Genomic DNA, 22463 nt, shown 5'->3' on the forward strand with positions numbered 1-22463 from the left:
GCGTCGCCGGTGTCGTCCGCGGCCGCCAGCCGGTCAAGGACCCCCCGGCCCACCTCGGCCAGCCCGCCGGCGTCCAGACGCCCCAGCGACCGGGCGATGACCTCGGCCAGCTCGCTGGCGTCGAGCGCCTCGAGCGGCGCAGCGGCTACCTGGTCCGTACTCATGTTCGACAACCTACCAGGGGGGTGTGACAGCCACAGCCCGTATCCACACACCTGCCAGAAGATCTTTCTCCAGGATCCGTGGGTCTCTCCAGACCAGCGTCAGGTGCAGCGCTCAGCGGTCGGTGCGTGCGCCCAGGCGATGTCGTCGACGAAGATCGAGACGATGCCGGGGGAGCCCGCGTCGAAGCGCAGAGGCGCGCTGTCGGACGGGACGCCGGCGATGCGGGTCCTCGGACCCCCGTCGACCGAGAAGGTGACGGTCGCCTCGCCGGAGCCGATCCGGGCGTGCTCCACGACGAAGAACTCCGTGGTGCCGCAGACGGGCGTCAGGGTGTACGAGGGGCCGGTGAAATCCCGCAGGAGCATCGACGCGACCTGCCCCCGGGTGACGGGCCGGTTGGGCCGGAACGTGCCGTCGGAGAAGCCGCGCACGACGCCCCGCTCGGCCGCGAACCGGATGCCGAGCTCGTGCGGGTGGTCCTCGCCGACGTCGCTGAACACGTGCGTGGCGAGGGCGGTGCCGGTCAGCGACAACGTCATGGCGGACATGAAGGCGATGAGCAGGGTCCTGCGCATTGGGTCCTCCTCGGGGTGATGGGGAGACCACCCAACCAGAAGCAGCCCCCGGCCGCCATGCCATGGGCGGTTGCCCTATTGCGAGGTCGACTCGCCCGTCGTTGCGGTGGGCAGTGGGCCGGCGGCCCGGACGACCGCGAAGGCCATCCCGTCGTGGCCTTTCACACCGACCAGCTGGACGACCGCCGCGGCGACTCGCGGGTCGCCTGCGAGTGCTGCGTTGAATCGCTGAACGCCTACCGGCAGGGCGCGCGCCAGCCAGATGGTGCTGTAGCCGCCGAGCTCAGTCGGCGTCGGCGATCTCCGGGTCCCCGGCGAGCTCGACGCGGCTGACCGTCGGGTCGTCGGCGAGCGCAACGACCTCCCGGGCGCTGAGTGTGCCGCGCTCGGCTCCGGCGGCTGCGCCGCGGTGCACCACCACCATCAGGGCCGGCAGGTCGGGATGGCGCAGCAGCAGCGCGCGCAGCTCGCTCGACAGCGACGCGGCGACCTCGGCGGCGCGGGCGTCCTGGCGGCGGAGCTCGTCGGGGTCCGCCGCCGTCCCGGTGGCAACCGACACCGTCACCTCCCGGATCTCGCCGGTGCCCTCGTCGCGGACGACGAAGGTCTCGTGTTTCCCGGCGGGCACGAAGGCAAGCCGCAACGGGCGACGATCGAGCTCGACGAGCCGCTCGACCGGCCGCCCGAGGATCGCGGCGACCTGCGCGAGCGACACCGTCACTTCGCCCTCGTCCACTCCACCGGCTCCTTGGCGCCTAGGGACAGAGATCGTAGTGCGTGGTCCACGCGACGCCGTACCAGCTGGCGAAGGTGGACGGGACGCTGAAGCCGCGGATCTTGATCGTGTACGCACCGGGCTTCGTGACGGGGAACTCGACGAACTCGTAGCTCGAGTCCCACGAGGCGCCCCACCCCACGAGCACGCCATCCGGGTCGTAGACCCACAGGTCCAGGTCAGCGTCGAGCACGCTGCTCGTCGGGCTCCCTCCACTCGCGGCCACCTTGCTGTTCCAGGCCAGGGCGACGCGAATGCGGCTGGCGTTGCTGAAGCTCTGGACCTTCCAGGACTTGGTGAAGAACCCGCCGGAGAAATCGCCAGCCCGCATGAAGCCGTAGTCGTGGGCGCGGAACTGCGCCTTGCTGCCGGACTCGCGCCGGCCCGCGGTCCACATCCCGTAAAGCGCGTTGACGAGGCGGTCCCGTCCTTGCCGTCCGACCAGGTTGCGAAGCTCGCGCCGTCGGCGAGCTGGAAGTTCGCCGTGGCGAGCATGATCGCCCGAATCGCCTCCGGCCAGATCTTCAGGCTCGGATTGTGGCTCATGAGGACGGCGGCGATGGATGCGGCGACCGGCGTCGCGCAGCTCGTGCCGCCGAAGCTCGATCCGAGCAGCTCATGGCGGCTGCCCGGCGCCGCGATCGCCGGCACCTCCCGATCGCCATGGGTGCTCGTCGGGTTCTTCCACGAGCTGGAGGAGGCGATCGCGTCATTGCAACGGTCACCGTCGCCGTCGTTCAGGATGTTCGCGACGCCCATGACGTTGAAGCCCTTGCCGGACGCGTAGGCGTCGGAGGCGGCCTGGTTGCCCGCGGACGTGAAGATGCTCGGGTACGGCCAGCGCGTGGCCCAGTAGTCGAAGTAGACGTCGCGGCTGTGCAGCCCACCGCTCGTCTCCTCGGAGCCGAAGTGCCAGCTCATGGTCACAACGTTGACGCCCTGCCCGCGGGCCCAGTCGTAGCGGTCGGTGTAGGAGGAGGCGTTGGCGAGCAGGACCTCGGCATCGGGCGCGTAGCCCTGCCAGCTCCCCGAGCACCCGCCACCCGTGGTCCAGCGGTTCCCGATGATGCCGACGCTCTTCGTCATGTGGTCGTTGGCCGCTGCGGAGGCGTCCTGAGTGGCCACGATGTTGAAGCATCCGGCCGCCACGTTCGTCGTGCCCCCCTCGAGCACGGCGATGCGCACGCCGGCACCCTTCGCCCCGCTCGCGTGGACGGTGTTGGTCCGGGTGGTCGGCAGGGACTCGGCGATGGTGGGGTAGTCGGGAATCTCCTGCTCCGCGTCAAGCCCGATGAAGGCGATCCGCTTGTCCCGGCTGAGCTCCCGCACCACCCGCAGGGGCAGCTCCGTGCGGATGAAAGGTCCGGACGGCCGGGGCTGCGTGTCCTCGCCGACGTCGTAGCGCCGGAGGGTCTCGAGATGCGCCGCGGCGGTCTGCTCGGCGACCTGCTCCACGTGCCGCGCGGCCCGTTGGCTGATGTCGCGGAGCCGCCTCGCCGTGAGCTTGCTCGCGTCGATCTCCGTCTTGTCGAGGTCGACCGGGTGCTCGTCGACGGCGTAGCGGACGAGGACGGGAACCCGCTGGTCCTCCTCACCTCCGCGCTCCTCCAGCAGGTTGTGGAGCGCCTCCTGGAGGTTGCCATAGCGTTCACGCGCCGCGGCCTGCTCCTGCCGCTCCAGCTTTGTGAGGTCGACCCGCTTGCCCGAGGGGTCGAGCGCCACCTGCTGGCTCGTGCCCGACTCGCGGTCCGCGACCTTGTAGAGCCGCACATGGCTGCCGAGGTTCGGCAGCCTCACCTCCGCTTCGCCGAGGATGAGCAGCCGCTTGAGGGCGATCTTCGACGCTCTGGCGACGGCCCGTACCTGCTCCTGGGTCTGCTGGTCGAACGCCTCCGCGTCCTCGTGCTCGAACATCCCGCCTCCTGTTCCGCCTGGCAAACCCGTGCGCACGCCCCGCGGCGTGCAGTCGTCACGGCTTACCCAGGAGAGGAGCGCGGGCCCGGTCCTGATACGCACGCTCCCGCGGCGGGCGTCCGGAAACCCGGAGGCGGCAGGCGCCTTATTTGAAGCGCGCGGCAACGTCTCTGACCGTCACCGGTTGTGCTGGCGGCGTACATCGGCGAGTAGAGCCTTCGGGGAGACGCGAGGTGACGACCCATGTGGCCCGCCGGCTGGTGGTCCTCGTCCCGACATGGCTCGGCATCTCGTTGTTCACGTTCACGCTCGACAGCATGTCGCCGGGCGACCCGGCAGAGCCGAACCAGCAGCTCGACGAGCCGCCCACCTGACCAGGGGCCGCAGGCCCTCAGGCGGCGCAGACGAGGTGGCGCTCTTCGGGCTGCGCCGGGGGCTGCGCCGGGTCCTCGGGCGGTGGATGGACCGGCAGCCAGTGGCAGTCGTGGAGGTCCTCGGCGAGCGCGAGCACGACGTGGTCCTGCAGCCGGCGCAGCGCCTCCTGGCCGGCCCGGTCGAGGTCGTTGCCCAGCACCGCGAAGTGGTAACGCGCCGACCCCGGCCCGGCGACGACCCCCGACAGGGCGTTCACGTCGACGAGCGAGCCGGTCTTACCGCGCAGCCGGCGGTCGGCGACCGTGCCGACGAGGCGGCGCTGCAGGGTGCCGCTCTCCCCGGCGACGGCCATGAGGCCCTGCCAGTGCCCGCCGTAGTTGGAGCTGGTCATCGCCCGGTCGAGAGCCGCGAGGAACGCGGGTGACAGACGGTCGCCCCGGGAAAGGCCCGACCCGTCGGCGAGCACGGTGCCGGCAAGATCGAGGTCGAGCACCGACAGGGCCCGCTGCGTCGCGGCCGCCGAGCCCGCCCACGACGCGTCTCCCGCGGCCGCACCGACCGTGCGGAAGATCGCATCGGCGAGATGGTTGTCGCTGCGCTGCACCATGTAGCGCAGCAGGTCGGTCATCGGCGGGCTCCCGACCCTGGCGATCAGCACTGGCGCGGCCGGCGGGGCCTGCGTGGACCCCGCGCTGCCGTCGACGACCACCCCCCGCTCGAGCAGCAGACCGTGCAGGGAGGCCACCGCGGTCGCGGCCGGATCCGGCGCGGGTTCCGAGCGAAGCCGGCCGCCCTCGTAGAAGAGCACCCGGCCGCCGTCCGCGGTCAGGCCCGACGAGCGGCTCGTGTCGCCCTTCTCGAAGTAGCGGGGCAGCCAACCGGGGGCCTCGGGCTCGTGGGGGAAAAGCCGGGGGTCGCCGTAGACGCTGCCGGTGATGCGGGTGACCCCGGCCGCCACGACGCCGTCGGCCAGTGCCTCCATCGGCGTACGCGGCCGGTCGAAGCGCAGCTCGCCGTAGCGGGGAGTCCCAAGCGCGGGATCACCCGAGCCGACGAGCACGAGGTCGCCCTCGAGCACGCCGTCGGCCCCCGGGGCGGCGGTCGCGAGCAGCGGTGTCTCGTAGCGGAAGTCAGTGCCGACCGTGGCGATCGCCCCGGCGGCGACGACGAGCTTTTGGAGCGACGCCGGCAGCAGCTGCTCCTCCGCGCGGTGGCTGAACACCGCGGTGCCGTCCGCCGACAGCACCGCCACCCCGACCGTCCGCCCCTGCAGGCTCGGGTCGGCGACGAGTGCGGCGAGCCGCTCGGCGAGCGGCGCGTTGCTCGTCGTGGGTGGGGCCTCGTCCGCCGGTGGCGCCGGGGGCGGCAGCTCGTCGTCAGGCGGTGCCGCACCCTCCGAGGCATCCTCGAGCGTGAGCGTGAGCCCGCCGGCCGCCGCAGGCTCGTCGTCCGATCCCGCGGGAAACGGGCGCTGCTGCATCAGCTGGAAGAGGCCGGCCCCGAGCAGGAGCACGGCCGCGAGGAGGAGCCCGACGCGGGACGGCATGCCAGCCTGAGTGTAGTCAGCAGCCGCCGCGCATCGCCGCCGGGCTGCCTGCTCAGTGACGGGCGAACGTGGCCACGGTCTCGATCGCGGCGGTCTGGGCGAACTGGTCGACGGGGACGGCGCGGGCGAGGCGGTAGCCGGCGGCGACGAGCGTGCGCGCGTCGCGAGCGAGCGCGGCGGGGTCGCAGGAGACGTACACGACCGTGCGGGGACGCAGCGTGGCGATGCGACCGCACACGTCGCGGCCGGCGCCACGCCGGGGCGGGTCGAGCACCACCACGTCGAAGCCGGCGAAGCGGCGTCCCGACGTGGTCGCCCGGATCTCGGCGGTCCACCGGGTGAGCACCTCCTCGACCGGCTCGCAGACCACCGAGGCGGTCGTGGCGGCGAGGTTGGCCCGGGCGTCGGTGCAGGCCTCCTCGGAGCCCTCGACCGCGACGACCGTCGCGCCGTCGGCCGCGAGCGGTCGGCTGAAGAGCCCGACCCCGGCGTAGAGGTCGGCGACGGCGTCGCCGGGACCTACGTCGGCGCCTTCGCGCACGAGTTCCACGAGCGCCGCCGCGCCCGCGGTGTTGGACTGGAAGAAGCTGCCCGCCGAGACGCGGTAGGAGAAGCCGGCGACCCGTTCAACGACGGTCGGGTCGCCGCGGAGAGGGTGAGCACGCCCGGTCGTGTCGCGCAGGGCCACCGGCGTGTCCCCCTCGGGCAGCGGCGGCAGCGCCTGCGGTCCCGGCGTGACGACGAGGGCGGAACCCGTGCCCGCGAGGGCGGCTCGTACGCCGACCTCCTCGACGCCGTCCCAGCCGTCGCCGGCCTCGTCCCGAACGGCCTGGGCCTCGGGGTGGAGCAGGGGACAGCGGTCGACGGGCAGGACGTCGTGCGAGCCGGCGCGCCGGAACCCCAGGCGTCCGTCGGGGTCGACGGCGAAGCGCGCGTGGTTGCGGTAGCCGAAGTCGCGCACGCGGACCGTGTCGCTGACGGGCGGCTCGGCGATGCCGCCGATGCGCGCGAGCTGCTCGACGACGACGCGCCGCTTCAGCCGGGCCTGCCGGTCCGGCGCCACGTGCTGGAGCGCACAGCCTCCACAGCGGCCCTGGCCGAAGTAGGGGCAAGGAGGCGAGACCCGGTCCGGGGAGGGCTCGAGCACGGCGACGAGCCGGGCGCGGCACCACCGTGGGTGCTCCTCGACGACCTCGACGAGCACCCGCTCCCCGGGAACGGCATACCCGACGAAGCAGGCCTTGCCGCTCGGCAGGCGCCCAACGGCCTCCGCCCCGTGGGTGATCCCGTCGACGACGAGCTCGACGCGTTCGCCGCCCATGCGGGCGATGGTAGCGGGCGGGCCGCCGGCATCCCGCGAGAAAAAGTTGGAAGGCGATGCAGGAGCGGCCCTCAGCCGCGGCGAATACACCACCACACCGACAGCGCCGTCGGGACCCGGGCGCGGCGGCCCGGGACCGTCCGGCGCGCCATACCGTGCCGGTCGCGGCGGACCGGCACCACTCAGGGCCCCGGAGGGCGACCTCCGGGGCCCTGAGCTGCCCGCTCGCAGGTGAGCACGACCCACTCGCGCCCCTCCCGCAGCCGCGGGACGAGGCCGGCGTCGGTCAGCGCGTGCACCGCCTCGTGGGCACGCTCCCGGCTCACTCCCGACGCGACGAGCGTCCCCCCGGGGCCGAGGCGGGCGGCGAGGGCGCGCGCCACACGTGACAGGGTCGCGGTGTCGAGGTTGGCGAGGACGACCGCGAAGTGCCCCTCCAGCGTGTCGGCCGATCCAGCCCGCACGTCCACCGCGACGTCGTTGGCGGCGGCGTTCGCGGTGGCAGCGGCAACCGCCAGCGGGTCGACGTCGACGGCGACGACGGACGCGGCCCCGAGGCGTGCCGCCGCGATCGCGAGGACGCCGCTGCCGGTGCCCACGTCGAGCACGCGCGCCCCCTCGAGGCGCAGCGCCTGCAGGGTGGCGAGGCATCCCGCGGTCGTCTCGTGGTGCCCTGTCCCGAAGGCCTGCCCGGGCGTGACGACGATCTCGTTGCCGGCCCCCGTGGCGTGCCAGGGTGGCGTCACGACGAGGTCGCCGACGCGCACCGGGCCGAGGCGGGCCTTCCACGACTCGCCCCAGTCCTCGTCGGGGACAGGCTCCCAGCGCCCGGGGACCGGCAGGGCGGCGGGCCGGTGCTGGAGGTAGGCGCTCGCACGGCCGTCCTGTTCGACGAGCCCGAGCAGACCCGCCCCCTCGAGCGCGGCGAGGTGGACGTTCAGCTCGTCGAGCGTGCGGTCGGTGTGCAGGACCCAGGTCACCGCAGTCCCCGGTGGCTCGTGTCACGGCAGGCGGTCGAGTCGTGGCCCTTCTGTGCCGAACCGCCGGGTATGGTCACCAAGCTGGCTGGCCGGCGGGGGCTCGCCACCTGGCTGGCCAGCGGTCACCATATGCCCGCCGCGCGCTGGTAGCTGACCGGTCGCCGCCCGCGACGTCAGCGCTTCTCCTTGTGCTCGGCGACCTCGAAGGTCCAGAGCTCCGAGCCGGTCGCCGCGGGTCCCTGCGCCGCGTGCTGGGCGTGTCCCCGCGAGAACTGCTGGGACGCCGTCCATGCCTCGAACGACTCCCGGTCGTCCCAGCGCGTGTAGACGAGATACCGGTCCTGGCCTTCCACAGGCCGCAGGAGCTCGAACGCCTGGAAGCCGTCCATCGTGTCGACCTCCCCCGCACGCGCCGCGAAGCGCTGCTCGAGCGTGTCCCGCATCTCGGGGGGTACGGTCAGCGTGTTGATGGCGACGAACGACATGGGTACGCATCCTTTGCCGGGCCGGCTGGGTCGCCCGCAGCGTATCCCGTCGTCCGCGGAGGCCGGAAGGCAACCGAAGGATCCGCAACCGTGACCACCGCGCCGGAGGAGCTCCTCGCTCGCGCCACGCGCTGCGCGCTCGCCGCGCGCGGCGCCGACGGCCCGGACGTCGCCCCGATGGTGTTCTGGTGGGACGGTGCGGCGCTGTGGATGGCGGCCTCCGCCGCTCGCGTCCACGCCGCCGGCCTGCGCGGTGACCCGCGGTGCGCCGTCTACGTGCCTCCGTTGGCCGAGGGGGAGCCCGGTGCTGTCGCGCACGGCAGCGCGCGGGTGTACAGCCTCGACGACCCGGTCGGCCTCGTTCTCCACACCCCGGTGATCTCCGCGGCGATGGCTGCCCTCGCGGCCCGCAACGCCGGAAGCCTGCTCGGCTACGTGAGGGACGCCCCCCACCTGCCGCACCGCTGGTGGCCGGGGACCCGGGTGGTCCTGCGCGTGCCCGTCGAGCACCTCGCCGGCGTCGAGCCCCCCGCGGTCGCCGCCGGCGTCGCCCCCGCCCTGCCCACGGTGGTCCCCGCCGACGTACGGCGCGCCGTCGCGGGCGCGCGGCGTCTCGTGCTCGCCTACGCGGACGGCGATCTGCAGGTGACCCCGGCGGTGTGGGCGGCCGGCTACCGCCTCACGACGCCGCCGGCGCTGCGCCCCCCGCCGGGCGTGCGCGCGGCCGCCACCCTGGACGTGGCGTCCACCGCACGACCGAGGCGGGCGGTCGGGGTCACGGTGCTCGGAACCATCGCCCCCGACGGTCACCTGCGACCGGAGCGGGTGACCTCCTGGCACGGCTTCGACACCGCGACCGTCGCGGTACCGCGCCCCACGGCCGGTGGCGTCACCCTCCCCGACTGACGTGGCCGTGCCGACGTGCGTCTACCGGGTCGACGCCGACCTCGTCGAGCAGCTCGACGCCGCGCTCGGGCCGCCGCTGGACTCCTACGTGCGCGGCTGGCAGGTCTGGCTGGAGCCCAACGGGCCGGGCGGGGAGGTCCTCGAGTGGCGCCTCCACCCACCGGCCGGTTTCCTCATGCCCCGCGGCGTCAACCCCCACGACCTGTTCGACGTCGTCCTCCAGGGGTTGGCCGAGCGCGACGACGACTTCCCCGCCGGTCGGGAGCGCCGGCGCCTCACCGACGTGTGGGAGGTCCTCGAGGTGTTCCCCGCGTACGGCGACGACCTACTCCCGGCGGCGCTCGTCGACGCGGCCGCGGCGGCGCTCGGGGGGCCTCGGCCGCAGGTGGCGGGCTACGCCGACCACGCCCGCCTCGGCGACCTGTGGAAGGGAAGGCGGGGCGACTTCTCCGTCGGGAGGGCGCTCCTCGACACGCTCGACCCGGTGCCGTGATCCTCGACGTGTTCACCGGCTGCATCGGCGCGGGCCGGTTCGCCAGCGGGGACACGGTCGTCGCGGGGTGCTGGCGCTCCTCGCCCCTCGGGCGGTTCGTCGACGTGATGTGGGTCCGCCCCGACGGCGAGCGGGTGCTCCTCGCACCGTCGGCGGCGGCCGCCGAGCTCGTCGGGGGTCTCTACACCTTCGACCGGACCACCGTCGTCGCCATCTGCGGCGGGTGGGACGGCGGGGCGGTCGCGGTCGCCGCCGGGCCGGTGCGTCTGCGGCTCGTCGCCTCCGACCGGGACTGGCGCTCGTGGCTGTTCGCCGCCCGGCCACGCGCGCTGCGGCGCCGGCCGGCGTGGCTCACGCTCGAGGACCGCCTCGCCCGCCCCCTCGTCGGGCGTCTCATCGGCGGCGCCGAAGGGGTCCGCGCCGCGGGGGTGGCGCCGGGCGGGGCGCGCGAGTGGTACGGCGTGGACGACTACCGGGCGGTTGCCTGGGGGTCGTTGGAGGTCGCCGGGCGGGACGGCGGGGCGCTGCTTCCGCTGCCTGCAGACCTGGGGGTCGGGCTGTCGGCGTTCCCCACCCGGCCCGCCGTCGTCCACGTCGGGACGCTCGTCGAACGCAAAAGCGGCTAGCGTGGCGGGCGCATGGCACTCGACTCGGCGCTCATCGACGGCAAGCGGCTGCCGCTGGCCGAGGCGACCTTGCCCGTCACCGACGAAGGGGTCGCCCGCGGCGACGGCGCGTTCGAGACCGTCGGGGTGTGGGGCGGGCGGCCGTTCCGTCCCGACGCCCATCTCGCGCGCCTCGCCGCGTCGCTCGCCGCCATCGGTCTGCCTGCGGCCGACACCGCGGTGCTGCGGCGCGAGATGGGGGAGCTGCTCGAAGGCGTCGACGGCGACGCGGCCCTGCGCGTCTACGCGACCGGCTCCGGCACCCGCGTGCTGACCCTCACCGCCCAGCCGTCCCGGCTGCCGGCCCGCCACCTCGTGCCCCAGCCCGCCCCGTGGATACGTCCACTCGGCACCTACGGCCCGGCGGGCGCGAAGACCATGTCCTACATGCCGAACATGGCCGCGACGCGGGCGGCGCAGGCAGCAGGCGGCGACGACGCGCTGCTCGTGTCCCTCGAAGGTGTCGTCCTGGAAGGCCCGACGTTCTGCGTGCTGTGGGTGCGCGACGGCGTCGTCCACACACCCGCGGTCGATCTCGGCGTCGTGGACTCGGTCAGCCGCCGCGCGCTCGTCGAGCTCGCCGTGGAGGCGGGGCTCGACGCCGTCGAGGGCCGCTGGAAGCTCGATGAGCTCGCGGGCGCCAGCGAGTTCCTCGTCTGCTCGTCGGTGCGCCCGCTCATCGCCGCCCGTCTCGTCGGTGACCTCGAGCTCCCCGACGACGCGCCCGTCCGCGACCGGCTCGGCGCCGCGCTCGACGCCCGGCGCCGCGGCGGGTAGGCGACGTGGCGCCAGGGGGAACACCCGGGAGGGCGGCAGTGCGCGTCCATGACATCAGCGCGCCCCTGCGCGCCGACCTGCCCGTCTGGCCCGGTGAGCAGGGCATGCGACGCGACGTCGTCGCCGAGCAGCCCGAGGATCCCGCGACCGTCTCGAAGCTGTCGTTCGGTGCGCACACCGGCACGCACGTCGACGCTCCGGTCCACTTCCTCGCTGGTGCGGGGGGCATCGAGGCGTACGCGCCGGAGGTGTTCGTCGGTCCCTGCCACGTCGTGGACCTCCGTGCCGTCGCCGAGCGTATCCGCGCCGACGACCTCGAGGCGGCGGGGGTGCCGCCGGGCGCCGAGCGCATCCTCGCGCGAACCCGGAACTCGGGATGGAGCACGACCGAGACCGCCTTCCGTGAGGTCTACGTCGCCTACGACCTGTCGGCGGCCCAGTGGAGCCTCAGCCGGGGAGTGCGCCTCCTCGGCATCGACTACCTGTCGATCGAGGCGTTCGACGCCGAAGGGCAGGGGCACCCCGTGCACCGGGCGTTGCTCGGCAGCGGGGTGGCGATCCTCGAAGGCCTCGACCTGGCCGGCGTCGCGGCGGGCGTCTACGACCTCGTCGCCCTGCCCCTGCTCGTGCCCGGCTCGGACGGCGCACCTGCCCGCGCCATCCTCGTCGAGCGCTGATCACGCCCGCTCGGGGCCGGCAGAGCCCGCCGGGTACTCCCGCAACGGGGCGGCACCGTCGGCCCATGCGCCCAGCAGCGGGTCGACGATCTCCCAGGAGGCCTCGACCTCGTCGTCGCGTATCGACAGGGTCGGGTCGCCGTGGAGTGCGGCGAGCAGCACGCGCGCGTAGGCGCCGAGCGGCCCCGTCGCGAGGTCGCGGTCGAGCTCGATGCGCTCGAGCTCGTAACGTTCGCCGGGCGCGTTCACGTTGACGGCGAGCGCGAGCCGCTCGGGCTCGAGCTCGAGGCGCAGCACGTTGGGAAGGTCGGGGGCGGCGGTGAAGGTTCCGTGCGGAACCGGCCGGAACGTGACGAGGACCTCCTTGCGGTCCCGGGCCAGGGCCTTGCCGGTGCGCAGGACGATCGGCACCTCCGACCATCGCCAGTTGTCGATCCGCAACTCGATCTCGGCGAACGTCTCGGTAGCCCTCGCCGCGTCGACCCTGCTGTCCTCCGTGTAGCCGGGGACCGCCCGGCCGCCGACGGTTCCGGCGGTGTACCGGCCGCGCACCGCGCGCTCGGCGGCTGTGCGGTCCGGCGGGCGGACGTCGCGCAGCAGCTGGACTTTGCGGTCCCGGAGCTCGCGGGGGGCGAGCGACGCGGGCGGCTCCATGCCGACGAGGCACAGGAGCTGGAGGAGGTGGTTCTGGATCACGTCGCGGACCGCTCCCACGTCGTCGTAGAAGGCACGACCCTCCACCGTCAGCGTCTCGTCCCACACGATCTCCACCCGCTTGACGTGATGGCAGTTCCACAGCGGTTCGAGCAGACGGTTGCCGAAGCGCAGCCCGAGCACGTTCTGGACCGTCTGCATGCCGAGGAAGTGGTCGATGCGGAAGACCCGGCTCTCGGGGATCCGGCGGTGGATCTCCTCGTTCAGCGTGCGCGCGGAGTCCCGGTCGTGACCGAAGGGCTTCTCGACGACGAGCTGGGACCCGTCGGGAAACCCCGCCTCGGCGAGCGCCGCAGCAGCCGCGCCGAAGACGTGGGGCGGCAGGGCGAGATACGCCAGGAACGGTCCGCGCTCGGGTTCGGTCGCCCGCGAGACGTCACCGGCCTCGGTCGCGTCCGCGCGGACGTAGCGAAGTCGGCGGAGCAGCCGTTCGGTCGCGTGCGGGTCCGCGTCGGGGACGTGGCGGTCGAGCGCGTCGGCGATCGTGCCGCGGTACTCGTCGTCGGTGAGGTCGTCGCGGCCCGCCCCCGTGACGGAGAGCTCCTCGGGGACCGCGCGCGCCGCGTGGAGATCGACGAGCGCCGGCGCGAGGTAGCGGCGCATGAGGTCGCCGAGCGCTCCGAAGACGATGACCCGGGTGATCATGCGTGGGCCCGCCGGCGCCGCTCTGCCCGAGCGAGGTTGAAGCCGCTGGCGATGACGCCGATGTGGCTGAACCCCTGCGGGAAGTTGCCGAGGAAGCGTCCCGTCGCGGGGTCGACCTGCTCGGGGAGCAGGCCGAGGGGGCTTGCCCGGGCGCAGAGGGCGGCGTAGAGGTCATGTGCCTCGTCGAGGCGTCCCTGATGCGCGAGGTTGTCGACGAGCCAGAACGAGCAGAGCAGGAACGCGCCCTCCTCGCCCTCCAGCCCGTCGGGCGAGACGTCGGCGCGGTAGCGGTAGAGCAGACCCTCGCCGGCGCCGAGCTCGCGGGCCACGGCCTCGCAGGTCCGCACCATCTTCGGGTGACTGGCGGGGACAACCCTGCGCAGCGGCAGCGACAGGAGGCTCGCGTCGAGGCCCCCGCCGCCTATGTGCTCCGTCAGCGACTGGCGCTCCTCGTCCCACGCGCGCTCGAGGATGGTCTCGCGGATCCGATCGGCGGTCTCGCGCCAGCCCGGGATGTCCCCGTCGAGGCCGTGCGCCTCCGCGAGCGCGGCACCGCGGTCGAGGGCGACGTGGCAGAGGGCCGCGGAGTAGGTGAAGATGCGCCCATCCGTGCGGACCTCCCAGATGCCGTGGTCGGGCTCGTCCCACACGGCGCCTGCCCATTCGACGAGGGTGCGCAGGCTCCGCCAGAGGTCGGCGTCGACCTCCTCGCCCCCCCGCGCCCACTGGTACGCGCAGTCGAGCAGCTCTCCGTACACGTCGTTCTGGGACTGGAAGGCGGCGCCGTTGCCCCAGCGCACCGGCGAGGACGCCCGATAGCCCTCGAGCGCGTCGTCCTCCCGCTCCTGCGGGCAGACCTCGCCGTCGATCGAGTACATGACCTTCGGCCCGTTGTGGCGCTCCGCGGCGTCGAGGGCCCAGCCAAGGAACGCGCGGGCCTCGTGTGACAGCCCGATCCGGCGCAGCGCGTACACGCTGAAGGCGCAGTCGCGTACCCAGGCGTAGCGGTAGTCCCAGTTGCGGACACCGCCGATGGTCTCGGGCAGCGACGACGTCGGCGCGGCCACGATCGCCCCGTTCGGGAAGTGGTCGAGGAGCTTCAAGGTGACAGCGGAGCGTCGCACGAGGTCTCCTTGCGGCCCGTCGTAGGAGACGTGTCGCACCCAGCGCGTCCACGCGTCGACGGTCGCGCCGAGGATCTCATCGGCATCCGCGCGCTGGTGCCGGCTCGGGCGGTGTCCCCAGCGCAGGGCGAGGTCGACGCCGTCGCCCTCCTCCAGGTCGATGACCGTTCGCAGGCCGTCGAGCTTCCGCGTCGCCTGTGCGTTGAGGACGAGGTCGGGTTGGCGGAGGCAGGACAGCCGCAACCCGCCGCCGAACGGCTCGACCCGGGCCCCCCCGTACGGCTCGATCGCGACGACGACCCGCGCCCGGCCGGCCGTGGCCCGCACGCGGCGGACGAGCTCGCCGCGTGCGGCGGGCACGTCCTCGGTGAGGTCCGCGCCGGCGCGCAGGGTGAGCGCGTCGGTCACCGCAACGGCGCCTTCGGGACCGTTCATCTCCGTGAGGAGGACCCCGGAGTCGCCGACGTAGCGCTGCCGCGACTCCCGCAGGCCCTCAGGCTGGACGGTGAACGCCCCGCCCCGCCTACGATCAAGAAGGCTACAGAACAGCGGCCTCGCGTCGAACCGCGGCACGCACAACCACGAGACCGCGCCGTCGCGGCCGACGAGCGCGGCTGTTGCCCCGTCGCCGATGAGCCCGTGGTCTTCGATCGGCAGGTAGCCGTCGAGCCTGTCGATCGGCCGGTAGCCCACTTGCCGTGGGATGGTCATCCGTCTGCGCCGGCGACAAGCCCGTCGAGGGCCTCGTCCCGCTGGTGGACCCGGGCGCCGAGCGCGGCGGCGAAGCGGCGTGCCCAGCGCAACGTCTGGTAGGCCCAGGGCCGGATGGGATCGAAGAAGAAGCGCACGGCGTCGGCCATGTGAGGGTTCCTCATTTCCGGTTGTGCGTCGGTGTGCAAGGCTTGGGCTGCTGCACTGCCACTCTGCCCAGCACGCGCGACCAAGGACACCTGCGGTGAGCGACCGACCATCCTGGGGGGCGCCGGACGCGCCCGACGCCGAGGGCCAGCCGCCCGACGACGCCTGGGTCCCGCCGGGCGAGGTCCGCGAGGGCAGCGCCGACGACGCCCGACCCACGGACGTGCCGGCCGTGGACGACGACCCGCCACGCCTGCCGCCGCCGCCCGGCCAGCCCGCCGCAGACCCCAACAGCGTCGCGGTCGACCGCGCCGGGCTCAGCCACGAGGCGGCCGACTGGCTGCGGCAGGTAGCCGCCCAGGTCGAGCCGCGCCTCGACCGGGTCGCGCCCAGCTGGCGGGGGTCGCCGAACGCGGGCGCGGCGCGGGCATGCGCGTTCGGGCTGCTGCTCGGATACCTCTCCCGCACCTACCCGCACGCGCGGGGCGACCTCTCGCGCACGGCCGAAGCCCATCCGAGCTACACGACGCTGCAGGCCGGCAACCGCCTCGCGACGCTCGAGCAGATGAGCGCCGACCCGCAGCGGATGACCGCATGGCTCGGGCCGCTCGTCGACGTCAGCGACCCGCAGCGGATGCGGAGGCTGCTCGACTGACCGGCGGCGCCTCGACGTGCTGCTTGCGGCGGCGCAGGTGGCCGACCGCGCGGGCGAGGCTCGCGGCGACGGGGACGGCGAGGAACGCACCGAGCACCCCCTGGACGATTCCGCCCGCGGCCAGCGCCAGGATGACCGCCAGCGGATGCAGGGCCGTGGCCTTGCCGAGCACGAGGGGGGCCAGGACGTTGCTCTCGATCTGCTGCACCGCCACGACGATGGCGAGCACGGCGAGCGCGATCGCGAGGCCCCCGTCGGCGAGCGCGACGAGCACCGCGACCGTCCCCGACACGAACGCGCCGACGATGGGGAAGAGGCCGCCGACGAACACGAGCACCGCCAGCGGCAGCGCTAGGGGGACGCGGAGCAGGGCGAGTCCCAGGCCGATGAACACCGCGTCGACGAGCGCGACGAGCAGCTGACCGCGGAAGTAGGCGCCGATCGTCAGCCACGCGCGGGTGCCGATGGCTTCCGCGTCCTGGCGCATGCCGTCGGGGAACAGCTGGTTGAGCCAGGCGGCGATCCGCGCGCCGTCCTTGAGGTAGAAGAACAGCGCGACGAGGCCGAACAGCAGGCCCGCCAGGCCCTCGGCAACCGCGGCCGCGACGGTGCCGACCGCCTGCTGGCCGAGGGCGATGAGCTGCTCGCGTCCCGTGTCGAGCAGGTCGGTGACCATCGCGGGGTCGACACCGAACGGGCCGGCCTCGAGGAACTCCTCGAGCTGGACGATGCCCGCCTGGATCGACGCCGTGAGCCCGGGGATCTCGGCGGCGATCGCCGGGGCCAGCAGGCGCACGCCACCGGCCATGAGCCCGATCGACCCGACGATGACGAGCAGCGCCGCGACGGCCGGCGGGACCCGACGGCCGACGAGCCAGCGCATCACCGGTGACAGCAGTGCGGCGGGGAAGAGCGCGAGGATGAGCGGCACGACGATGACGCGCAGCTGGTCCATGACCTGGCCGACGCCCCGGAGCACGAAGACGAGCCCGATGACGGCCCAGGCGTAGGCACCCGCCCGCACGAGCGGGTGCCGCCAGATCGGCTCCGGCTCGCGGTCGGACGGCGTGGCGGCCGGCAGCGCGTCCTCGTCGGGCTGCGGGTCGGGGGGACGGCGCGACGCGGCGGGAGCGCGGGGCGACTCGGCCGGCTCCGGACGCGACGCACCCTCGCGCGCGGGGGGCCAGGCGCGGCGCAAAACCCTCCGGAGGCGCATGTGCTAGTCCTGCGCGGTTGGCAGGAGCGCGACCTCGTGCGCCGCGACGTGCGGCGGCTCGGCGAGGACCCGCACGACCTGCCGGGCGACGTCGGCGGGGGCGAGGCCGATCTCCTTCTGCTTGCGCCCGACCCGCTCGCGTGCGGCCGCATCGGGGGTCGCCGCGCCGAGCTCGGTTGCGACGAACCCCGGGGAGATCATCGCGACGCGGATGCCCTGCGGGTGCAGCTCGCGCCGCAGGCCCTCGGTGATGGCATGGACGGCGTGCTTCGTGCCGGCGTACACCCCTGCGGCGGCGTTGGGGACCCGCCGGCCGGCGAGCGCGCCGTCGCCGTCGTCCACGTGCTCCCAGGCCTCCCTCGTCGGCTCCCCAAAGCCGTCACCATAGTGCGCCGGCCGCCGGCTGTCCGAGAACCACCCCGCGCCTCGTCACGGGGCGTCGAAGTGGCTCCTCAGCGCGGCGATCATCGGGGCGACGTCGGCGGCTGCGGCCTGCTCGCGGATCGAGTGCATGGACAGCAGCGGCGCGCCGGCGTCCACGGTCGCGATCCCGAGCCTCGTGGCGGTGAGCGGCCCGATCGTCGAGCCGCACGGCAGGTCCGCGCGGGTGACGAAGTGCTGCAGCCCGACGCCCGCGTCCGCACAGCGCGCCGCGAACCACGCCCCCGAGCCCGCGTCGGTCGCGTAGGACTGGTTCGCGTTCACCTTCAGCACCGGCCCGCCTCCGAGGCGCGGGCGGTGCTCCGGCTCGTGGCGCTCGGCGTAGTTGGGGTGCACCGCGTGGGCGGTGTCGGCGGACACGAGCCGCGAGCGCGCACCGGCCATGGCGATCGTCTGCGGGTCGGCGTCCTCGCAGGCCGCGACGACGCGCCGGAGCACGTCCTCGAGGAAGGAGCCGGCGGCTCCCTCCGCCGACGACGACCCGACCTCCTCGTGGTCGTTGGCGACGAGCAGCTGGGTGTGGGCGGCCCCACCGCCGTCGGCGAGCGCGGACAGCCCCGCGTGGCAGGAGGCGAGGTTGTCGAGGCGGGAGGCGAGCACAAATCTTTCGTCGGCGCCGCCGGCCGCCGCCGGCTGGGTGTCCGCGGTGACGAGGTCCCAGCCGAGGACGGCGCCCGGCTCGGCGTCGACGTGCCACCCGAGCGTGTCGACGAGCCGGGGACCGTCCGCGTCGTCCGTCGACCAGACCGGGACCATGTGGCGCTGCGGGTCCAGTCGCAGGCCCTCCTCGCGCATCTCGCGGTAGAGGTGGATGGCGAGCGATGGCACCCGCAGCGGCGCGCCCGGCAGGCGCACGAGCCGGTTGGCGAGCGAGCCGTCGGCCAGACGGACGGTGACGCGCCCCGCGAGGGTGAGGTCACGGTCGAGCCAGGTGTGGAGCAGGACCCCGCCGTAGGGCTCGACGCCGACCTGGTGGTAGCCGTGGCGGCGGACGTCCGGAAGGGGGCGGACCTTCAACGCCGGGGAGTCGGTGTGCGCCCCCACGAGGCGGAACCCCGCGGCGCTCGGCGGGGCGGACCCCACGCGGAACGCCGCGATCGACCCGCCGTCGCGCACGACGTACCGGCACTGGCCCGGCGAGAGCGCCCAACGCTCCGTCTCGTCGAGCGGCGTGAACCCCGCCGTCTCGAGCCGCCGCGCCATCTCGGCGACCGCGTGGAACGGCGACGGGCCCGCGTCCGCGAACGCGAGCAGGTCCTTGGCGTGCTCCATGGCGTCGCTCACTCCCGTGATGGGACGACGGGCTACAGGCCGGCGAAGGCGCCGTCGAGCAGCTCGGCCTGCTGTGCCTCGTGGACGGTGCTCGAACCGGTGGCCGGACTCGGGCTCTCCGGCCGCGAGACGTGGCGCAGCGTGTAGTCGTCGCGCAGCAGCCGGTGCAGCCGCCCGTGCGCGAACGGCCACGGGCCCATGTTCTCGGGCTCGTCCTGGACCCAGAAGACCTCGCTCGCCGACGGGAAGCGCTCGAGGGTCGTGCGGATCGCCTCGGTGGGGAAGGGGTAGAGCTGTTCGACGCGGACGACGGTCGCGGGGGCGCCGCCGTCGTCGCGGCGGGTGGCGAGGTCGAAGGCGACCCGCCCGCTGCAGAGCAGCACCCGGCGCACCTCGCCGGGGGGCGGCCCGCCGGGCACCGGCAGCACCTCCTCGAAGGAGCCCTCGGTGAACGCCGAGGCGGGGCTTGCCGCCGGTTTCGCCCGCAGCAGCCCCTTCGGCGTGAACACGACCAGCGGCTTGCGCACGTCGCGGCGCATCTGGCGGCGCAGCAGGTGGAAGTACTGCGCGGCCGTCGTCGGCTGCGCCACCTGGATGTTGTCGGCGGCCGACAGCGTGAGGAAGCGCTCGATGCGGCCGCTCGAGTGCTCGGGGCCCTGGCCCTCGTAGCCGTGCGGCAGCAGCAGCACGAGCCCCGACGTCTGCCCCCACTTGTCCTCGGCGGCGACGATGAACTGGTCGATGATGACCTGCCCGGCGTTGACGAAGTCGCCGAACTGCGCCTCCCACAGCACGAGCGCGTTCTTGCGGAGCACCGAGTAGCCGTACTCGAACCCCATCGCGGCGAACTCGCTCAGCGGCGAGTCGTACGCCATGAAGGGCGCCTGTGCCTCGTCGAGGTGGGCAAGGGGGATGTACTCTTCTTCGGTCTCGTAGTCGATGAGGACGCTGTGGCGATGGCTGAACGTGCCACGGCGCGAGTCCTGGCCGGAGAGGCGCACCGGCACCCCCTCACGCAGCAGCGAACCGAAGGCCAGCGCCTCACCCATTGCCCAGTCGACCTCGTCACGGTCGAGCAGGCCGCGGCGCCGGTCGAGCTGGCGGGCGAGCTTGGGGTGGATCGTGAACCCGTCCGGCACGCTCGTGACCGCCTCGACGACCTGCTTCAGCACGTCGAAGCCGACGCCGGTCGCGACGTGCGGGCGGGTCGCCATCGGCTCCGGGCGGCGCAGCCGCTCGATGCGGGCGGGGGTCGTCGTCTCGCGGGTCTCCTTGAGCGCCGCCTCGAGCCGGTCGCGGAAGTCGTCGAGCGCCCGCTCGGCCTCGTCGAGGGTGAGGTCCCCGCGGTTGACGAGCTCCTCGGTGTAGACCTTGCGCACGCTGCGGCGCTTGTCGATCGCCGCGTACATGGTCGGCTGCGTGTAGCTCGGGTCGTCGCCCTCGTTGTGGCCGTGGCGGCGGTAGCAGATCATGTCGACGACGACGTCCTTGCCGAAACGCTGGCGGAACGCGAACGCAAGCCGCATGACGCGCACGCAGGCCTCGGGGTCGTCGCCGTTCACGTGGAAGATCGGCGCCTGGACCATCTTCGCCACGTCGGTCGCGTACTCGCTCGAGCGGCTCTGGTGGGGGGCCGTGGTGAACCCGAGCTGGTTGTTGATCACGAGGTGGACGGTCCCGCCGGTGCGGTACCCGCGGAGCTGGCTCATCGACAGTGTCTCGGCGACGACCCCCTGACCCGCGAACGCCGCGTCGCCGTGCACGAGGATCGGCAGCACCGGGGCGCCGGCCGCGCGGGGCGCGCCGAGCTCGTCGAGGCGCGCGCGGGCCATGCCGACCACGACCGGGTCGACCGCCTCGAGGTGGCTCGGGTTGGACGACAGGGTGACGGTGATCGCGTTGCCCGCCGGCGAGGTGTGCCGCCCCGACGAGCCGAGGTGGTACTTCACGTCGCCGGATCCCTGGACGCTCTCGGGGTCGATGTCGCCCTCGAACTCACGGAAGATGCGGTCGTAGCTCTTGCCGAGGATGTTCGCGAGGACGTTCAGCCGGCCGCGGTGCGCCATGCCCATGACCGCCTCGCTCACCCCGTCGTCCGCGGCGGCGGACAGGACCGCGTCGAGCATCGGGATGGCCGACTCGGCGCCCTCCAACGAGAAGCGCTTGTGCCCGATGTACTTGGTGTGGAGGAACTTCTCGAACGCCTCGGCGGCGTTGAGGCGTTCGAGGAGGTGGCGTTGGTCGGCGACGTCGAGCTCGGTCGGCACACCTTCGATGTGGCTTTGGACCCAGGCCTTCTGGTCAGGCTCCTGGATGTGCATGTACTCGACGCCGACGGTGCGGCAGTACGCGTCGCGGAGCACGCCCAGGATGTCGCTGAGCTTCATCCGGTCGTACTCGTCGCCGTCGGCGCGCAGGCCGCCGAGCCCGCCGGTGGCGAACTCGCGGTCGAGGTCCCAGATCGTCAGACCGTACGTCGCCGGGTCGAGCTCGGGATGCACCCGCCGGAACGTGTGCGCGAGCGGGTTGAGGTTCGCGATGAGGTGCCCGCGGACCCGGTAGATGTTGATGATCTGCTGGACGGCGACCTGCTTTCGCGCCCGCGAGTCGCTGCCGTCGGCAGCGATCCCCGCGTTGTCGTCGCGGCGCCAGCGGACCGGCTCGTAGGGGATGCACAGGCTCGCGAAGATCTCGTCGTAGAAGCCCTCCTCGCCGAGCAGCAGCTCGTGGACGGTCCGGAGGAACATGCCCGACTCCGCACCCTGGATGACTCGGTGGTCATAGGTCGAGGTGAGCGTGATGACCTTGCCGACGCCGATCTCGGCCAGGGCACGCGGGTCAGCGGCCTGGTACTGAGCGGGGTAGTCGATGGCCCCGACGCCGACGATGACGCTCTGCCCCGGCATGAGCCGGGGGACGCTCGCGACCGTGCCGACCGTCCCCGGGTTCGTGAGCGTCGCGGTCGTGCCCGCGAAGAGGTCGGGGGACAGGTCGTTGTTCTTGACCCGCCGGATCACGTCCTCGTACTGGGAGAAGAAGCCCGCGAAGTCGCAGCTGTCCGCCTCCTTGATGTTCGGCACGAGCAGGATGCGCCCGTCCTTGCGCTCCACGTCGACCGCAAGCCCGAGGTTCAGGTGATCGGGCCGGTACGCGTAGCCCTTGCCGTCCGCCTCGTGGTAGCTCGTCTTCATGACGGGCATGCGGACCATCGCCTGCACGACCGCCCAGCCGATGAGGTGGGTGAAGCTCACCCTGCCGCCGCGGGTGCGGCGCAGGTGGTTGTTGAGGATCCTGCGGTTGACCTCGAGGAGCTTCGCCGGCACCTCCCGGATGGACGTCGCCGTCGGCATCGCCCGGCTCTCGTTCATGTTCTCGGCGATGACGCCGGCCACGCCCCGCAGCGGCTTGGCGCCCTCGGGCACCCGGGGCTCCCGCGTCGCGCCGGCGTCGCTGTCGGCAGCGGGCTCCGTCGGCTGCGGCCGGGGCGGGGCCGGGGGCGCCTCGGTGGACGCCGGCGCGGGCGCCGTCGCGGTGGCGCTGCGCCCGTTGCCTCCCCGCGCCGGCTGGGATGCGGCTGGGCCGTGGCGACCCTGCTCCCACTGGGGGGTGTAGTCGGAGAAGAACTCCTTCCACGACTCACCGACGGAGTCGGGGTCGGCGAGGTACTCGCGGTACATCTCGTCGACGACCCAGCTGTTCGCGCCGAACTGGGGCCTCGTCTGCTGCCGCGGATCCGCCATCTGGACGCTCACCGTTCCCGGGGGTCGGTTGCCTGCCGAGCAGGCGATGCTATCGCCGTTGTCCCCGCTTCTGTACCCGGGCGGGTGCGTTCTCAAGGTGGCCGCCCGCCGGCGCGCCCCCCGCCGACCCCCAAAGGCCCACGC

The 22463-nt window shown here is 73.5% G+C and carries 20 protein-coding genes; 7 read left to right on the plus strand and 13 right to left on the minus strand.

Annotated features, from left to right (window positions below):
• Positions 1–263: 263 nt before the first annotated feature.
• Together VM324_08145 and VM324_08150 are read right to left on the minus strand one after the other, a co-directional pair.
• Positions 264–740: an S-layer homology domain-containing protein gene (locus tag VM324_08145; GenBank protein HVL99246.1), complete on the minus strand. Its 477-nt coding sequence runs from the start codon at positions 738–740 to the stop codon at positions 264–266.
• 283 nt (positions 741–1023) lie between these two features.
• Positions 1024–3429 carry a S8 family serine peptidase gene (locus VM324_08150; protein HVL99247.1) on the minus strand — a complete coding sequence of 802 codons (2406 nt, stop codon included), beginning with the start codon at positions 3427–3429 and terminating at the stop codon, positions 1024–1026.
• 233 nt (positions 3430–3662) lie between these two features.
• On the opposite strand from VM324_08150, the gene VM324_08155 reads away from it, so the two are divergent.
• A complete protein-coding gene (locus VM324_08155; protein HVL99248.1) occupies positions 3663–3803 on the plus strand; it encodes a hypothetical protein in 141 nt (46 codons plus the stop codon).
• Between the two features lie 17 nt (positions 3804–3820).
• Here the strand turns inward: VM324_08155 and dacB are convergent, their stop codons facing one another.
• The 4 genes from dacB to VM324_08175 all read right to left on the minus strand — a co-directional run bounded on the left by dacB (position 3821) and on the right by VM324_08175 (position 8136).
• The gene (dacB, locus tag VM324_08160) at positions 3821–5350 is read right to left on the minus strand and encodes a D-alanyl-D-alanine carboxypeptidase/D-alanyl-D-alanine-endopeptidase (protein HVL99249.1); all 1530 of its coding nucleotides are present in this window, start codon (positions 5348–5350) and stop codon (positions 3821–3823) included.
• A gap of 52 nt (positions 5351–5402) precedes the next feature.
• Entirely contained in the window at positions 5403–6671 is a 1269-nt protein-coding gene (locus VM324_08165; protein ID HVL99250.1) for a class I SAM-dependent RNA methyltransferase, read from the minus strand.
• A 182-nt stretch (positions 6672–6853) separates the two neighbouring features.
• On the minus strand, positions 6854–7651 hold the full coding sequence (locus tag VM324_08170) for a 50S ribosomal protein L11 methyltransferase (GenBank protein ID HVL99251.1): 798 nt from the start codon (positions 7649–7651) through the stop codon (positions 6854–6856).
• A 173-nt stretch (positions 7652–7824) separates the two neighbouring features.
• Positions 7825–8136, minus strand: a complete 312-nt coding sequence (locus VM324_08175; protein HVL99252.1) for an antibiotic biosynthesis monooxygenase — start codon at positions 8134–8136, stop codon at positions 7825–7827.
• Between the two features lie 90 nt (positions 8137–8226).
• Between VM324_08175 and VM324_08180 the strand changes: the two genes are divergently transcribed.
• From VM324_08180 to VM324_08200, 5 genes are read left to right on the plus strand one after another with little or no spacing between them, the layout of a single operon-like run.
• On the plus strand, positions 8227–9042 hold the full coding sequence (locus VM324_08180) for a pyridoxamine 5'-phosphate oxidase family protein (protein ID HVL99253.1): 816 nt from the start codon (positions 8227–8229) through the stop codon (positions 9040–9042).
• A gap of 1 nt (position 9043) precedes the next feature.
• Positions 9044–9535 (plus strand): hypothetical protein, encoded by a 492-nt coding sequence (locus VM324_08185; protein HVL99254.1) that lies wholly within the window; start codon positions 9044–9046, stop codon positions 9533–9535.
• Positions 9532–10161, plus strand: a complete 630-nt coding sequence (locus VM324_08190; GenBank protein ID HVL99255.1) for a hypothetical protein — start codon at positions 9532–9534, stop codon at positions 10159–10161. Before VM324_08185 ends, VM324_08190 begins: the two co-directional genes overlap by 4 nt.
• A 12-nt stretch (positions 10162–10173) precedes the next feature.
• Complete coding sequence (locus VM324_08195) at positions 10174–10977, plus strand: aminotransferase class IV (GenBank protein ID HVL99256.1); 804 nt, start codon at positions 10174–10176, stop codon at positions 10975–10977.
• Positions 10978–11015: 38 nt separating this feature from the next.
• The gene (locus VM324_08200) at positions 11016–11654 is read left to right on the plus strand and encodes a cyclase family protein (GenBank protein ID HVL99257.1); all 639 of its coding nucleotides are present in this window, start codon (positions 11016–11018) and stop codon (positions 11652–11654) included.
• Here the strand turns inward: VM324_08200 and VM324_08205 are convergent, their stop codons facing one another.
• From VM324_08205 to VM324_08215, 3 genes are read right to left on the minus strand one after another with little or no spacing between them, the layout of a single operon-like run.
• Positions 11655–13013 (minus strand): glucose-6-phosphate dehydrogenase, encoded by a 1359-nt coding sequence (locus VM324_08205; GenBank protein ID HVL99258.1) that lies wholly within the window; start codon positions 13011–13013, stop codon positions 11655–11657.
• The gene (locus VM324_08210) at positions 13010–14848 is read right to left on the minus strand and encodes a glycoside hydrolase family 15 protein (protein HVL99259.1); all 1839 of its coding nucleotides are present in this window, start codon (positions 14846–14848) and stop codon (positions 13010–13012) included. The genes VM324_08205 and VM324_08210 overlap by 4 nt, the downstream gene beginning before the upstream one ends.
• A complete protein-coding gene (locus tag VM324_08215) occupies positions 14845–14997 on the minus strand; it encodes a hypothetical protein (GenBank protein ID HVL99260.1) in 153 nt (50 codons plus the stop codon). The genes VM324_08210 and VM324_08215 overlap by 4 nt, the downstream gene beginning before the upstream one ends.
• A 95-nt stretch (positions 14998–15092) precedes the next feature.
• On the opposite strand from VM324_08215, the gene VM324_08220 reads away from it, so the two are divergent.
• Complete coding sequence (locus VM324_08220; protein ID HVL99261.1) at positions 15093–15650, plus strand: hypothetical protein; 558 nt, start codon at positions 15093–15095, stop codon at positions 15648–15650.
• Here VM324_08220 and VM324_08225 read toward each other — a convergent pair.
• The 4 genes from VM324_08225 to VM324_08240 all read right to left on the minus strand — a co-directional run bounded on the left by VM324_08225 (position 15613) and on the right by VM324_08240 (position 22319).
• Entirely contained in the window at positions 15613–16866 is a 1254-nt protein-coding gene (locus tag VM324_08225) for an AI-2E family transporter (protein HVL99262.1), read from the minus strand. The two genes, VM324_08220 and VM324_08225, sit on opposite strands and share 38 nt — an antisense overlap.
• A 3-nt stretch (positions 16867–16869) precedes the next feature.
• Positions 16870–17208: an SDR family NAD(P)-dependent oxidoreductase gene (locus VM324_08230; protein HVL99263.1), complete on the minus strand. Its 339-nt coding sequence runs from the start codon at positions 17206–17208 to the stop codon at positions 16870–16872.
• A gap of 87 nt (positions 17209–17295) precedes the next feature.
• The gene (locus VM324_08235) at positions 17296–18591 is read right to left on the minus strand and encodes a M18 family aminopeptidase (GenBank protein HVL99264.1); all 1296 of its coding nucleotides are present in this window, start codon (positions 18589–18591) and stop codon (positions 17296–17298) included.
• Between the two features lie 20 nt (positions 18592–18611).
• Positions 18612–22319 carry a multifunctional oxoglutarate decarboxylase/oxoglutarate dehydrogenase thiamine pyrophosphate-binding subunit/dihydrolipoyllysine-residue succinyltransferase subunit gene (locus tag VM324_08240; protein HVL99265.1) on the minus strand — a complete coding sequence of 1236 codons (3708 nt, stop codon included), beginning with the start codon at positions 22317–22319 and terminating at the stop codon, positions 18612–18614.
• Between the last annotated feature and the right edge of the window lie 144 nt (positions 22320–22463).

The organism is Egibacteraceae bacterium (assembly GCA_035540635.1).
Lineage (GTDB): Bacteria > Actinomycetota > Nitriliruptoria > Euzebyales > Egibacteraceae > DATLGH01.